The organism is Acinetobacter sp. WCHAc010034 (assembly GCF_001696615.3).
GTDB lineage: Bacteria > Pseudomonadota > Gammaproteobacteria > Pseudomonadales > Moraxellaceae > Acinetobacter.
In genome coordinates, this window is the sequence record NZ_CP032279.1 from 2,799,668 (window position 1) to 2,812,548 (window position 12,881).

General features: G+C 48.0%; 17 protein-coding genes and 1 pseudogene. 6 read left to right on the forward strand and 12 right to left on the reverse strand.

Annotated features, from left to right (window positions below):
• Positions 1–5: 5 nt before the first annotated feature.
• The 9 genes from BEN74_RS15060 to BEN74_RS15095 all read right to left on the reverse strand — a co-directional run bounded on the left by BEN74_RS15060 (position 6) and on the right by BEN74_RS15095 (position 5,306).
• Positions 6–1,973: a phage tail tape measure protein gene (locus BEN74_RS15060; protein ID WP_086374283.1), complete on the reverse strand. Its 1,968-nt coding sequence runs from the start codon at positions 1,971–1,973 to the stop codon at positions 6–8.
• Entirely contained in the window at positions 1,952–2,530 is a 579-nt protein-coding gene (locus tag BEN74_RS19835; protein ID WP_068911738.1) for a phage tail tape measure protein, read from the reverse strand. Before BEN74_RS19835 ends, BEN74_RS15060 begins: the two co-directional genes overlap by 22 nt.
• 22 nt (positions 2,531–2,552) lie before the next feature.
• Positions 2,553–2,651: a GpE family phage tail protein gene (locus BEN74_RS15070; protein WP_228200358.1), complete on the reverse strand. Its 99-nt coding sequence runs from the start codon at positions 2,649–2,651 to the stop codon at positions 2,553–2,555.
• Positions 2,652–2,665: 14 nt separating this feature from the next.
• On the reverse strand, positions 2,666–3,007 hold the full coding sequence (locus tag BEN74_RS15075; protein WP_068911998.1) for a phage tail assembly protein: 342 nt from the start codon (positions 3,005–3,007) through the stop codon (positions 2,666–2,668).
• A 50-nt stretch (positions 3,008–3,057) separates the two neighbouring features.
• Positions 3,058–3,564, reverse strand: coding sequence for a phage major tail tube protein (locus BEN74_RS15080; RefSeq protein ID WP_068911740.1), 507 nt, complete (start codon positions 3,562–3,564; stop codon positions 3,058–3,060).
• A gap of 15 nt (positions 3,565–3,579) precedes the next feature.
• A complete protein-coding gene (locus BEN74_RS19730) occupies positions 3,580–3,885 on the reverse strand; it encodes a hypothetical protein (protein ID WP_322900145.1) in 306 nt (101 codons plus the stop codon).
• Positions 3,886–3,951: 66 nt separating this feature from the next.
• Positions 3,952–4,188 carry a hypothetical protein gene (locus tag BEN74_RS19735; protein ID WP_228200360.1) on the reverse strand — a complete coding sequence of 79 codons (237 nt, stop codon included), beginning with the start codon at positions 4,186–4,188 and terminating at the stop codon, positions 3,952–3,954.
• Entirely contained in the window at positions 4,185–4,811 is a 627-nt protein-coding gene (locus BEN74_RS15090) for a hypothetical protein (RefSeq protein ID WP_068911742.1), read from the reverse strand. Before BEN74_RS15090 ends, BEN74_RS19735 begins: the two co-directional genes overlap by 4 nt.
• Before the next feature lie 138 nt (positions 4,812–4,949).
• Positions 4,950–5,306 carry a leucine-rich repeat protein gene (locus BEN74_RS15095; protein ID WP_068911745.1) on the reverse strand — a complete coding sequence of 119 codons (357 nt, stop codon included), beginning with the start codon at positions 5,304–5,306 and terminating at the stop codon, positions 4,950–4,952.
• Between the two features lie 28 nt (positions 5,307–5,334).
• On the opposite strand from BEN74_RS15095, the gene BEN74_RS15100 reads away from it, so the two are divergent.
• Positions 5,335–5,736, forward strand: a complete 402-nt coding sequence (locus BEN74_RS15100) for a hypothetical protein (protein WP_265936597.1) — start codon at positions 5,335–5,337, stop codon at positions 5,734–5,736.
• A gap of 248 nt (positions 5,737–5,984) precedes the next feature.
• Positions 5,985–6,365 (forward strand): annotated as a pseudogene (locus BEN74_RS15105) (transposase); the annotation flags it as partial.
• A 24-nt stretch (positions 6,366–6,389) separates the two neighbouring features.
• Here the strand turns inward: BEN74_RS15105 and BEN74_RS15110 are convergent.
• On the reverse strand, positions 6,390–7,169 hold the full coding sequence (locus tag BEN74_RS15110) for a suppressor of fused domain protein (protein ID WP_068911750.1): 780 nt from the start codon (positions 7,167–7,169) through the stop codon (positions 6,390–6,392).
• Positions 7,170–7,537: 368 nt separating this feature from the next.
• Here BEN74_RS15110 and tauA point away from each other — a divergent pair, with 368 nt between their 5' ends.
• From tauA to tauD, 4 genes are read left to right on the forward strand one after another with little or no spacing between them, the layout of a single operon-like run.
• Positions 7,538–8,569: a taurine ABC transporter substrate-binding protein gene (gene tauA / locus BEN74_RS15115; protein WP_068911752.1), complete on the forward strand. Its 1,032-nt coding sequence runs from the start codon at positions 7,538–7,540 to the stop codon at positions 8,567–8,569.
• A gap of 10 nt (positions 8,570–8,579) precedes the next feature.
• Positions 8,580–9,365, forward strand: a complete 786-nt coding sequence (locus tag BEN74_RS15120; protein ID WP_068912001.1) for a taurine ABC transporter ATP-binding protein — start codon at positions 8,580–8,582, stop codon at positions 9,363–9,365.
• 3 nt (positions 9,366–9,368) lie between these two features.
• Complete coding sequence (gene tauC / locus BEN74_RS15125; protein ID WP_068911755.1) at positions 9,369–10,247, forward strand: taurine ABC transporter permease TauC; 879 nt, start codon at positions 9,369–9,371, stop codon at positions 10,245–10,247.
• 10 nt (positions 10,248–10,257) lie between these two features.
• Positions 10,258–11,103, forward strand: a complete 846-nt coding sequence (tauD, locus tag BEN74_RS15130; protein WP_068911757.1) for a taurine dioxygenase — start codon at positions 10,258–10,260, stop codon at positions 11,101–11,103.
• Positions 11,104–11,192: 89 nt separating this feature from the next.
• On the opposite strand, the gene BEN74_RS15135 is transcribed toward tauD, so the two are convergent.
• Positions 11,193–12,083: a dihydrodipicolinate synthase family protein gene (locus BEN74_RS15135; RefSeq protein ID WP_068911760.1), complete on the reverse strand. Its 891-nt coding sequence runs from the start codon at positions 12,081–12,083 to the stop codon at positions 11,193–11,195.
• Entirely contained in the window at positions 12,080–12,871 is a 792-nt protein-coding gene (locus tag BEN74_RS15140) for an aldolase (RefSeq protein ID WP_068911762.1), read from the reverse strand. The genes BEN74_RS15135 and BEN74_RS15140 overlap by 4 nt, the downstream gene beginning before the upstream one ends.
• Positions 12,872–12,881: the final 10 nt, after the last annotated feature.

Here is a 12,881-nt window from a genome sequence, read left to right on the forward strand (position 1 = left end):
CCTGCTCAGTTCTGGTCGCTGTAGCTGCGGTTCGAAGATGGCGCAGCAAAACTGCTTTGCCAGTTCTTCATCTTCTGGTCGACCACAGCGCCAACGGCTTTCGGATCGGTTACGCCGGTGATGCTGATTTGCGGTGCGCCGAAGTGATTAACTGTTTGGCCGGACTGTGGCGCCCGCAGCGGAATAATCGCTTTGGTCTGCACAGGCTTGGCCGGCACAGCACCGGGGGTTGATGCATTGAGCTGAGGCACTTGGGGGATTTTAGGAATATTCACATTTGGAATTTTATTCATGCCTGTAATCAGCAAATTAACTGCGCCTATGACTTGCCTTAAAGGGGTCAGCAGGTAATTGATGAATGCAGCGCCGGCGTCCATTACGCTGGCTTTAACCGAATTGAACGCTGCGCTCACCTGTTCCGGGAGCATGGATATCCGCCCGGCAAACTCACCAATGGCCGTGCCGAAAACAGTAAAAATGACACTGGCTGCTCTGATTAAAGTCGCAATGACTTCGCCCAGCACGCCTAAAACAATTCCTAGCGCTTGGCCAAAGCTTTGCCCGTATGAAGCGGCGTTGGCCAGCTGTGCATTGGTTGCCTGAAATGGGGTCAGTGCCTCAGCTATGACGCCTTTAAAAATATTCCAGACATTGACTAAAGCGTCCCAAATAGGCTTTAAAGGTGAAAGTGTTGTTTTCAAGCTGCTGAATGATGCGCGCAGCGTGTCAATAAAAGGGGCTAAGCCAATTTTCAAGCCATCCCAGAAGCCTTTGAAAAACGCTTTGATTGGCCCCCAATACCTGTAAATGGCCACTGCGACCAAGCCAATTAATACAATGATCCAGGTTAATGGATTGGCCAGCAGGCTTGCTGACATGGCAATCAGGCCGCGGATAACCATAGGGATAGCTTGCCGGGCTAAGAATATAAATGCCTGCCCAAGTAAGCGGATGCCTTTGGCGATCACCGATAGGCGCGTTGGCAGCCTGATGCCAAAACGGTCTGCAACTTTGTTAATGAGCCAAAGCATAATGGTCAATTTTGTAATGCCGGCCAGCAGCCCCACAATTGCGCTGAAGAAGAGGTTTGTTGTGAGCCTTAGTCCGAGCATGGCCACTTTGAACATGATCAGGTGCAGGGCGATTTTGGCGATTGTGCGGACAAGTTCTGGATTGGCTTTTGCCCATGCGCTGAGCTTTTCTGCTATTTCACTGATCCGGTTCACAAAGGATTTCAAATCTGGAGCAATGGCAGCAACAAAGTCGACCATGACATTTGTCATGGCGCCCTGAGCCTGCTCCCAAATGTTTTTTAAGGTTCCGAGCTGCGCATTAATGCGCGTTTGCAGATCAGCCTGGCGTTCCATTTTGGCAATGGTTTCTTCATAGCCGGCTTTGCCTTTATTGATGAGCAAATTCAGGACTTGCATATTCTCAGCATCATTGCCAAAAATATCTGAAATAATTCCGTCCCGCTGCTGTGTCGTTAGCCCTTTGAGTTTTTCCAGCTGCTTAAACATGCGGTCTAAGCCTCCAAACTCGCCTTTACCGTCACTGAAATCAAATGAAAGCTTCGTTCCTTTCAAAGCTTTGTTGATTTTTCCTTGATCAAGCATGGCTTTAAAAGTTTTGCTGTAGGCATTGCCCGCACTGCTTAAATCTGTCATCCCGCTCTGATCAGCCATAACCAGCAGGGGAGCCATTGCGTTGGCGCCATCCAGCCCAATCTGTTTAATGGTTTTCATGCCTGCGCCCAGCTTCGCAAAACCGCCCAGCATGTTGGTCGGATCTACACCGAGGTAAGCAGTACGCTGAATGGTATCCATTAAGCTCAGCATGTCGCCCTCAGCAGTTTGCGTTGCATCCTGCATTTTGGCTGCAAAGTTCGCAGCTTCATCAAATGGCATTTTCAGCAGTACCGCTAAATTGCCTGCAGCTTCACCGGTGCCGCCTAAAATGGATTTAAAGGAAATAGGTTGGTCATCATGTTCTGGAAGTCAGCATTTGAACCCGGCAATTGAGCGCCGAGCTTGGTGGCCAGCTGATTGATTTTTTCAAACTCCGGAGCGACTTTTCCTGTGCTGTCCATCATTGAAACTTTCAGCTTTGTGCTGGCTTCTTCGGCATCAGCAAAGGCCTTAATGGGTACTGAAGCGGCAAAGCCGACAGCCGTCAGCTGCATTGCTGTACTGCAGACATCTTTAAAGATATTTTGACGGTTCTGCTTAAGCTGGGCGTTCCATTGATCTGTTTTATTTAATAAGGATGTCAGCCCGCGGTCGACATGGCCATATTCCGCAGCGAGCAGGCGGGTGACGGCCTGCAGTTTGCTGGTGGATTGGCTGGCCTGCTGCAGAGATTGATTGTATTTCCTGGCATTTGAACCGCCGAATGTTTGATTCAGGCGGTCAATGCTGCGTGTCAGGTCTTCAATTGAATTTGAACTGGAATCCGACATTTGCTGGATCATTTTCAAAGGGCGGGTTGCCTCATCTACGATCGTTAAAATTGCGCTTAGACTTAGGCTCATACTTCAATTGAATCCTGTTTTATCAGTCAGTTTGCGAACGGACGCGCGCGCGTTCGTTCCATTGCATCAGCTCTTCAATTTCCCAAGCTTCACATTCCCTAGGCGTCCAGTGAAAAACCACGGCTAGGTTGGCAATTACATCGTCAACGCTGCTTGGGATTTCTGCTTGGCACTGACTAAAAAACTTGTGAGTTCCACGGCCAGTGAGGTGTAGTCGGATACATTCATCTGGTTCAAGTCATTGATGCTCAGCGCTGGCGCTGTTACGCGGCTGAGCAGCACGTTTGTTGCCTGAACTTCCCACTTCAAAACGTCCTGCAGGCTTAAGTTCCGCAGAGTGCCGACGTTGGGTTTCCGGATTTGAATCTCGGTAATGGAGGCTGCGCCGCGCTGGATAGGTGTTTCCAGCGTAACGGTACGGACATTTTGGTCTTCCGGCAAAGCTGAAGTGTTGTCCTGGTTCTTTTCTGTAGTCATGATTGCGCTCATTTAAAAAGTGAATAAAAAGAGGGGGGAATTGCTAGACCCTATAGGCCAAGCAGCTTTTTGATTTCTGCTGCCAAATCGCTGCCGCCGAATTTTTCGGTGCCATTGATAAAGTCGAGTTCGACTTCAATCACACCATCGACTTCCAGACGGTAATAGCTGTAGTTGTAAGTGATTTTGGTTTCAGTTTTTTCGCCATTCTTGGAGCTGCCGGGATCAAGTTCAGTGGCTTGGCCGCGGGTATAAATTTCGACATTCTGAATGCTGCAGTCGTCCTGACGCTCATAAATTCCCACGAACCGCACCGGCAAATCGGAAGTGCCGCAGACGCCAAGCTGGCGGTACTGCTTGACATCAAAGCCAGCATAGGTAACTTCGCCTTCCATCTTTTCGTAGCCCATTGCCAGCGCTACATCACCGATCATGCCTGCGCCGCGGAAGTCTTCAGTTTTCTTGGTGATTTTGGGAATGGTGACTTCTTCAGCGACACCTGCCCAGGAATGTGTATCAACAAACACATTAAAATTTTTCAAAGTACGTGGAAGCATTGCATCCAGCTCCTGTTAAGCAGCGTTATTGATTAACTGGCCAAAGTCGACCAGATAGCGGTCTGTAATGCGCTGATTGAGGCCTAGGTTCTCCAGCGTTGGAACTGGGGTGAAGTCGTAGTCAATCCACATCAGGCCCTGTGACAGTCCTTCAATTGAGTTTTCTGCCTCGTCATACCAAACAGATGCGCCGATCAGGCGCTTGGCATTGACATGCTCCGTCAATTTGGCATTAATCGTGTCGATGATGTCTTTGGCCAGAAATGGCGTAAGGGGCTGGTCAATAAAAGGGAAGCAGCCATTGATGATGGTGTCCAGCAGGAACTGCGCTGTGCGTGTGGCGACTTCAAAAGCAAAGCGCGGGTCATCAGAGCAATTGCGGTTGCCCTAGAAGCGCGGGCCGTCATGCATGATCATCGTTGTGATGTCATTGCTGTTCAGGTAGCCGGCATCGGTATCCGGATCTTCAAGATCCCAAGTGATCGGCATGCTGATGCCGGTAGGGCCTGCCACAGCAATGTTTGAAAGAGATTTATGGAAGCCTGTTTTTTTGTCCGTTTCGGCGCGCAGCGCTGCGGCGGCTACTGCAGCGGTGTAAATGCCTGGACCATATTTAAGATTCATCCTAGTTCGTCCTCATTATTTGTACCAAAGAAAACATTGCCGCTTGTCCACTCCGGCCAGATCAGCTCAATCTCGCGGAATGCCAGCATCTTGCGGAAACCGGCGACTGCTTCAGCGGTCGGCAGCATTGCACCGTTTTCATTGCGCGGGGTGATGTAAGCGTAGGCGCGGAGTTTTTTGCAGATTGCGCCCAGCGCATTGGCCACATCGATAGTTTCGGTATCAGAAACGCAGATGATTTTTGGCGTAATGCCCAGCGCAGATTTAACCGTGAGCAATGCCTGCAGGCCTGTGCGCTGTCCAACTACATCTGTTGTGCCGATGACCTTCGACTGGTCAAAGTCTCCGTCAGAGAACGGATTTTCAATGCGGATCACGACCAGGGTAGGCGATGTAATCTGTGAAATAATTTCCAGATTTTTGCGCAGGTTTCCTGAAGCGCCGGCTTTGGGCAGCGCGCGGTTGATTGATGTGACCAGGACAGGCGTGTTGAGCGGAAAGGCGTCTTCATCGGCATCATCCGCGAAGGCGAGCATTGCAATTATGTTGGTATCCGCATTGCGGATTGGAATTTTTCCAATGGGCGCTTCACGCGTTGTAATGCCGTGATGAAACTCGGTCATGATGACTCCATAAAAGTGAAATTACTTTTGAAGTCATCATGAATTGAGGACAGTTTTTATTCCATCAGGGGAATCCTGTTTAACGCTTAATCAGGATTTTGGGATTAGGCATGATTGAAAATGCCTATGCTAAATTCATTAAATAGCTGTAATGATGGAACTGAAGCTTGACCAATACTCAGCTGCTTTATATGCATTTACAGATTCTGCAGGTACTCGAATTGAAGCAATAGGATTGCCATCGAAAGGCGGCCAGCTGTCAGATTCAACCTTCGGCGGTATAACAGCATACACTGTGACCATACTTATAGCATTGTCTTTAAATGCATAATTTCCGAGCATTTTTACACCAGAACCCAGTACCAGTTCTGTAATTTTGTTTCCGGTAAAACTGTTTTGACCAATAAGCCAAACCGTATCAGGGATAATCAGTGATGTAAGTTTATTCTGAAAAAATGCTTGTGCAGAAATAATTTCAAGTCCAGAGTTTATCAAAGGTTATAGCCCAGATGAAATATCTCAAATTGAGCGATTATATAATATTGATGTCAAGGATGATTTTAAATGTTTCTTGGAAAAGATAGGGCGTTGTGATGGTGGGTTTATGGGGGATGATTCGCTTGTTATTTATAGAAAATCATGGAGCGTAAGATCCCAGCTGCTTTTTCAAATAAATTTTTTTAATGATTTACAAGAAATAGGAGCTTGGGATTTCTTAAATAAACCCTTTGTATTTTCTGTTGAGAATGAATCAAAATATTATTTTATTCAAACAAGTTTTAATGATGAGGTTTATTGTTATGATGAAAATTTAGAACAAGTTGTTGATACGGGAATGAGGTTTTGTGAATATTTAATAAATTTAATGAAAAAAAATGAACCCGGAGGTTTTAATATATCGCAAGGTGAGCTTATTAAAATTTGATTTGTGATGAAATAGCAGAAAACTCCCATTTTGCCTCGTTCCACCGCTGTGCGGTGGAATGTCAAACAGTTTGGTATATGATTTATAAAAGGCATTCAGTTGTGAAATTAAATACGAAGAGAAATATTACTCTTCCCCCATTCCATTTTCTGGGCAAGAAATGACGTAACTTTAGAATATGGCTATAGCCCAGTGGCTTTGTTGCACAAAGCTATTTTTGAAGGCACCTTCAGCGATATAATTTCGAAATGAAGAAGCCAGTACCCGAAATCTACGGCACAACGAATTGATCTTTTTATAATCAGACCTTAATCAATCGGGGAAAGATTTCATTTGGTTTGATCCTGCTACTCAATGGTATGCACAACCTAAAGGCAAACAAGGTCGAAATCAAACTTATTCCGATACAGCTATTCAATGCTGTTTGATGATTAAATTTCTATTTCGACTCTCTTTACGTATGGTCACAGGTTTTGTTAAAAGCCTTATTAGACTGGACAGCACCAGATCATTCGACTCTATGTCGAAGACAGAAGCATATTGATATTGCGATTAATTATCAAAAAAGTAGTGATGGGCTTCATCTACTCGTCGGCTCTCCTGGTTTTAAGTTTTTAGGTGAAGGTGAAGTAACAATTAATTGATGGAAATAGTTACTTCACTATTGATGATCGATTGCAGTCACTAATCTGCCCTATACCGCTATCTATAAGTTTTTCCAATAAAGCAGCATGCCCATTTTCAATAGACCACTGCATTTCTTGCTCTGTAATAACTGTGGCAATTAAGAACTGCATATTTCCATTGGGTAAGGTTAAGCTTGTAGGTAGCGGTTTTTGTGCTTTAGCAATTAACACATTAATTGTGCCATTACCGACAGGGATTGCTTCAACAGTTAAACCATTATTTTTCTCTACTCTTGCCAATAGATCTACATCATTTACTAGAACGATGTTTGCTGACCACTGCATAAACCAAAGTGGCCATTCAGCATTTTCTTTGGTAATCATGAGAATTTCATACCCATAACCAGCTTTTTTAGATGAGGGGATGGTCTTATTTTTCTTTTCTAATTTTAATGAGGCTGAGGTTACTCGTCCTTGATTGTCATGCTCAACTTTAACATTTGCAGCTTTCATGTCTGTTGGCATATCAGCATTACTAAATCCAAAGGTGGAATATACCCATAACCCTTTGTTGATTTTGTCGGCAGGAATTACGTAAAAGCCGCCTCCTGGCCAAATGCCGAAGAGGTGAGCTGCTTTCATAATATCATTCGGTAACTTGCCGATATTTTTCTCGTAAAAGGCTTCTCTAACATCATAAACATGCTGCCATTCCTTTTCTTCACTGCCTTTCGTAAAGCCGAGCGTTGATACGGTAAGTACAGTCAGCCCCAATAAAAATTTAACGAACTTTATATTTTTGAACATTTATTATCCCTATGTCTGGAAGCGGGATTATTCTATCAAATAACTCGAAAATAAAGAGTTAGTAAATTTCTAATAAAAAAACAAGACTATATCCAGTATTACCACATCGAAGTATTGGAAGGGGCAGAGCAGATTGGGAAGTGGCGGAAATAAGGCATTAAATTATACGCATATGGCGCGCCGCCTGCATGTTCTGCCACTGCATAGCGCGGCTGCACTTAAAGCAGCTAAACATATTATTAATTCACCTATATATATCAAATATTTATAAATGCCGAATTATGATAAATAATGCCAATTAAGTTATTTTTCATCATAAAGCCGGCTGGCTAGCATAGGCGTCAGTTACCGCTTTGCACGAAAAATATATGAGCAATAAATCAAAACCATTAATCATTACGGCTATCGTCATTGCTGCGGTTGCCGCTTTTATTTATTTTCAGAATAAAACTTCAGCTCCTGAAACGGCAGCGCATGCCGCTGCAAAAGCGCAGCCTGCAGTGGTGATTGCCTATCAGACCGGCGTCGATCCATCAAAAGTTGCGCAAGCGAATGGAGATTATGAAAAAGCCAGCCAGCAGCCGATTCAGTGGAAAAAATTTGATACCGGAGCAGACGTTGTTAATGCTTTGGCCTCCGGCGATGTGGATATCGGAAATATCGGAACCAGCCCTTTGGCGGCGGCAGCCAGCCGCAATTTGCCTATTGAAGTATTTTTTATTGCGTCTAAATTAGGCGGTTCTGAAGCCCTTGCGGTGAGCAGCAGGTCCGGCATTCAAAACCCGCAGGACCTGATCGGCAAAACGGTTGCCGTCCCTTTTGTTTCGACAGCGCATTACAGCCTGCTGTCCGCATTAAAGCATTGGAATATTTCCGACAGCCAAGTCAAGATCATCAATTTGCGCCCGCCTGAAATTTCAGCCGCCTGGGAACGCGGCGATATTGACGCTGCCTATGTGTGGGAGCCGGCGCTCAGCAAAGCGCTGCAGACCGGCAAAGTTTTAACCGATTCCAGGCAGGTCGGGGAGTGGGGCGCGCCAACATTTGATGTATGGGTTGTCCGCAAAGACTTTGCCGGGAAAAATCCGCAATTCTTAAAAGCATTTGTGCAAGCCTCTTTAAAGCAAATCGATCAATACAGCAAAGATCCCAAAGCGTTTGAAGCGGATGCCGGCAATGTGAAGAAAATTGCGGAATTGACCGGTTCAGCTCCTCAGGATATTCCGCTGCTGCTGTCGGGCAATATCTATTTGAACCGGCAGCAGCAGGCGCAAAGCCTGCAGGGCGAATTTGCCAAAAACATTTTGGACACCGCCGCTTTCCTGAAGTCGCAAGGCAAGGTGGATCAGCTTAAAGCGGACTATGGCGATCATGTCACTGCCGAATTTCTCAAGCCTTAAGGATCTGAAAATGAGCATCTTAAAAGCTGAAAATATCACGCTGCAGTATCCGGGTCAGGCGGCAGCCGTGCTTAAAAACATCAGTCTGGAGATTCCGGAATCATCATTAACGGTGATTCTCGGAGAATCCGGCTGCGGCAAAACCACGCTGCTGAATATTCTGGCAGGCTTTCAGCAGGTCGATTCAGGCGCGGTAAAAATTGATGATGAAGCGCTTAGCGCGCCTGATGCGCGGCGCGCCGTGGTGTTTCAGGAACATGCTTTGCTGCCGTGGCTGACTGTGGCGGAAAATGTGGCTTTTTCCCTGAAGCTGCAGGGCTTGAAAGCGCCGGCCATTAAGCCTCAGGTTGAGCGTATTCTGGCTGCTGTAGGCTTGCTGCATGCGGCTGAGTCGAATATTTGGGAGCTGTCCGGCGGCATGAAGCAGCGTGTCGGCATTGCGCGCGCTTTAATCAGCCATGCGCCGTTTATTCTGCTGGATGAGCCGTTCGCCGCGCTGGATGCCTTTACCCGTGAAAATATGCAGGAATTTGTGCTGAATTTATGGATTAAGGAAGACAAAGGCTTCTTTCTGATTACGCATGACATTGAGGAAGCATTGCTGCTCAGCAATCAGCTGGTATTGATGGCGGCGCGGCCGGGCACAATCGTTGAAACTTTACATCTGGATTTCGCGCAGCGCTACCGCCAAGGGGAATCTGTCCGCGCCATTAAGTCTGATCCGCGCTTTATTCAGCTGCGCGAACAGCTGTTTGAGCGCCTGAAAGATCAAAAACTGCATGCGCTGGAGGGGTAAGCAATGAGCACTCAGCTTGAGAAGATCACTCAAAAATCTATTTCTGCGCCGGAATCTGAGCAGCTGCAGGGCCATTTTCCGGCGGCAGCTGCAGCGCTGAATGCATTGCTGAGAAAGCATTTAAGCCTGCTGTTAAGCATCGGCAGCGTTTTGGCTGTGTTGGCGCTTTGGCTTGCGGCAGCAGCTTTGCAGCTCATTCCTGAACTGTTTCTGCCCAGCCCTGCATCGGTTTGGCAGAAATTCCTGGAAGTGAGCCGGCAGGGCTTTATGCAGGCCACGCTTGGGCAGCACCTTGCCGAAAGCATTGGCCGCGTATTCAGCGCGCTGACCGCCGCAGTAATTATTGGCGTGCCTGTTGGCTTATGGATGGGCCTGAATAAATGGGTGCGCGCTGCGCTTGACCCTCTGGTTGAGCTGCTGCGCCCCATTCCGCCGCTGGCCTATTTGCCATTGCTGGTCATTTGGTTCGGCATCGGCGAAACAACCAAAATCCTGTTAATTTTCTTTTCAATTTTAGCGCCGGTCATTATCAGCACCGTGCATGGGGTTTTAAGCCATCAGCAGAACCGTGAACGCGCGGCCCTATCTTTAGGCGCAACGCGCTGGCAGGTATTGCGCTATGTTATTTTGCCGGCAGCCTTGCCGCAGATTTTAACCGGCATCCGCATTGGCTTAGGCGTCGGCTGGTCGACGCTGGTGGCAGCCGAATTGGTGGCTGCAGACCGCGGCATCGGCTTCATGGTGCAGTCGGCAGCGCAATTCTTAATCACCGATACGGTTATTCTCGGCATTATTGTCATTGCGCTTGTCGCGGTAAGTTTTGAATTATTTTTACGCTGGCTGCAGAAGCAGCTGGCGCCCTGGTACGGCCAGCAGCTATAGAGGAGCAGTCATGTCATTGCACATTAAACCGATTAATCCCAATATTGGCGCAGTTATAGAAAATCTGGATTTGAACCGGGCCGATGAACAGCTGGCCGCGGAAATTCAGGCGGCTTTATTGCGATATCAGGTGATCTTTTTTAGAAATCAGCAGCTGGGCGCGCAAGCTCAGGTCAAGCTTGCAAAGGCTTTTGGGACTTTGCATATCCATCCGATTTACCCTGCGCTGGATGATGCGCCTGAAGTGATTGTATTAGACAGCCGCCGTCAGGATTTGCGCGACAATGAGCTGTGGCATACCGATGTGACGTTCAGCCAAGCGCCGCCTTTGGGCTGCGTGCTGCAGGCGGTCAAAATTCCGGAATTCGGCGGAGATACGCTTTGGGCCAGCGGCACGGCGGCATTCCGCGCTTTGCCGGCAGAACTGCGGAATAAGCTGCGCGGCCTGACAGCCACGCATGATATCCGCAAATCTTTCCCTCTGGAGCGTTTTGGCGCCACAGCTGAAGAACGCGGAAAGCTGGAAAGCTCATTCCGTAAAAATCCGCCTGTGATTCATCCTGCTGTGCGCAGCCATCCTGAAACAGGTGAAGAAATCCTGTTTGTAAATGAAGGCTTTACGACGCGAATTAATGAGCTGCCTGAAGCTGAAAGCGATGAGTTGCTGGCTTTCCTATTTCAGCATGCGGTGAAGGAAGAATTCCATTTGCGCTGGAAATGGCGGGAAGGCGATGTCGCGATTTGGGATAACCGCTGCACCCAGCATAAGGCTTTATTTGACTATGGCGATGCGCACAGGATTATGCACCGGGCAACTGTGAATGGAAGCGTGCCTTATTATCAGCAAGCGGGCTAATTTCCTTTACTCAATGCAAACCTCTTTCTCAGCATTAATTTCTGCATAAGCAAGGAATTGTCCTCACCTATGCAGAGCATTCAATGCTTTTAAGCTGAAGCCGCCCTTGCGGATTTCATTAAGGACTTCAGCTGCTGAATTTCCGCTGCGCTGGCCTTCTGCAATGGCTTTCTAGGCTCGCCGGCACAGAAGCCCAGCTCATTTAATCCTGCTTTGACAGTTTTCGGCAGGCCGCCCTGCACAATAAAGCGCAGCAAAGGCAATTGCTGATAAAACAGCGTCTGAGCATGGCTTAAATCGCCTTGCTGGATGGCTTGGTACAACTGGCTGGGCAGTCCGCCCAGCAGATTCGGCGCGGCCGTGCACCAGCCGCTGGCGCCGGCGCAAAATGCCTCAAGCGCCAGCGGGTTGCAGCCGTTATAAAATGGCAGCTCGCCCTGAGTTAATTCATGAAATTTATGCATGCGCTGAATATCGCCGGTGCTGTCTTTCACCATGCAGATATTTTCAATTTCCCGATGCATTTTCACAATCAGCTCCGGCGCCATATCCACACCGCTGGTTGCCGGGTTGTTATAGACCATGATTGGAAGCTTGGTGGCGGCAGCGACCTGCTGATAATAGTCATAGATTTCCTGATCATTCAGTTTCCAGTAGGATACCGGCATGAGCATAATAATGTCTGTGCCAAGCTCTTCAGCTTTCTGCGCTTTCTGCACCGCCATCGCTGTGGTCAGCTCAGAGATGCCCAGAATGACCGGCACACGGTGATTGACTGTTTCAATGCTTTTCTGCGCGACCTGCTGCCATTCCTGCCAGGACAAATAAGCGCTTTCTCCCGCACTGCCGAGTGGCGCAATGGCGTCACACTGATGCTCCAGCAAAGCATTCAGGGTGATTGCGAGCGCGTCAAAATCCACCTCCTGAGTGTCCGGCTTAAATGGCGTAACTGGGTAAGCAATAATGCCTGCTAATTTCATTGTGATTGCTCCTCTATGCAGTCCGGATGGTTTTTTAAAGCCTTGCGCGCGTAATAGGCGAAATTGACTTGATTGCGCTTGTCTGTAGAGACCCAGTCATGCGCTTCTTTGGCCAGTTCATGCGGAATCGGCTGAATTTGCCCGGCGGCCATCGCCAGCAGCTGCAGGCGGGCGGCGCGCTCAATTAAAATGGCTAAGTTGCAGGCCTCTTCAATTGTTTTGCCGGCCACCAGCTGGCCGTGATGCGACAGTAAAACCGCGCGGTTTTTCCCCAGCGCCTCTGAAATGAAAATGCCTTCCTCATTGCCTACGGGAACGCCCGGCCATTCGGCCACGAAAGAGCAGTCCTGATATAAAGCGCAGGTATCCATCTGGGAAATGGCTAAGGGCACGCGCAGCATGGACAAGGCTGCGATATGCGTGGGATGGGTATGGATGATGCAGTTGACTTCCGGGTGCTGCTTATAAATCCAGGTATGGAAGCGGTTGGCCGGATTCGCCATGCCTTGGCCATTTAAGGGCTTAAGGTCTTCATCCACTTCCAGCAGGTTCTGCGCGGTAATTTCATCAAAGCCCAAGCCGAAACGCTGGGTGATAAAGGCATTGCCTTGCGCGGTGCGGCAGGTAATTTGCCCCGCCAGCCCGGCATCATGCCCGTGATCAAATAAAATGCGGCAGCTGAGCGCCAGCTTCTGCCGCTCGGTATAAATTGAATCTTGAAAAAGCTCCTGCATGTTCTGCTGCGCGCTTTGCATCAATTGCTGCTTATCAAGCAATGCTGTTTCCATAAAAGCCTCT

Bases quoted from the DNA above. Each gene is read 5' to 3' on its own strand.
- BEN74_RS15120 (WP_068912001.1), top strand. From the start codon at position 8,580: ATGAGCATCTTAAAAGCTGAAAATATCACGCTGCAGTATCCGGGTCAG.
- BEN74_RS15080 (WP_068911740.1), bottom strand. From the start codon at position 3,564: ATGCTTCCACGTACTTTGAAAAATTTTAATGTGTTTGTTGATACACAT.
- BEN74_RS19735 (WP_228200360.1), bottom strand. From the start codon at position 4,188: ATGAATCTTAAATATGGTCCAGGCATTTACACCGCTGCAGTAGCCGCC.
- tauC (WP_068911755.1), top strand. From the start codon at position 9,369: ATGAGCACTCAGCTTGAGAAGATCACTCAAAAATCTATTTCTGCGCCG.
- BEN74_RS19835 (WP_068911738.1), bottom strand. From the start codon at position 2,530: ATGAGCCTAAGTCTAAGCGCAATTTTAACGATCGTAGATGAGGCAACC.
- tauD (WP_068911757.1), top strand. From the start codon at position 10,258: ATGTCATTGCACATTAAACCGATTAATCCCAATATTGGCGCAGTTATA.
- tauA (WP_068911752.1), top strand. From the start codon at position 7,538: ATGAGCAATAAATCAAAACCATTAATCATTACGGCTATCGTCATTGCT.
- BEN74_RS15110 (WP_068911750.1), bottom strand. From the start codon at position 7,169: ATGTTCAAAAATATAAAGTTCGTTAAATTTTTATTGGGGCTGACTGTA.
- BEN74_RS15090 (WP_068911742.1), bottom strand. From the start codon at position 4,811: ATGACCGAGTTTCATCACGGCATTACAACGCGTGAAGCGCCCATTGGA.
- BEN74_RS15075 (WP_068911998.1), bottom strand. From the start codon at position 3,007: ATGACTACAGAAAAGAACCAGGACAACACTTCAGCTTTGCCGGAAGAC.
- BEN74_RS15135 (WP_068911760.1), bottom strand. From the start codon at position 12,083: ATGAAATTAGCAGGCATTATTGCTTACCCAGTTACGCCATTTAAGCCG.
- BEN74_RS15140 (WP_068911762.1), bottom strand. From the start codon at position 12,871: ATGGAAACAGCATTGCTTGATAAGCAGCAATTGATGCAAAGCGCGCAG.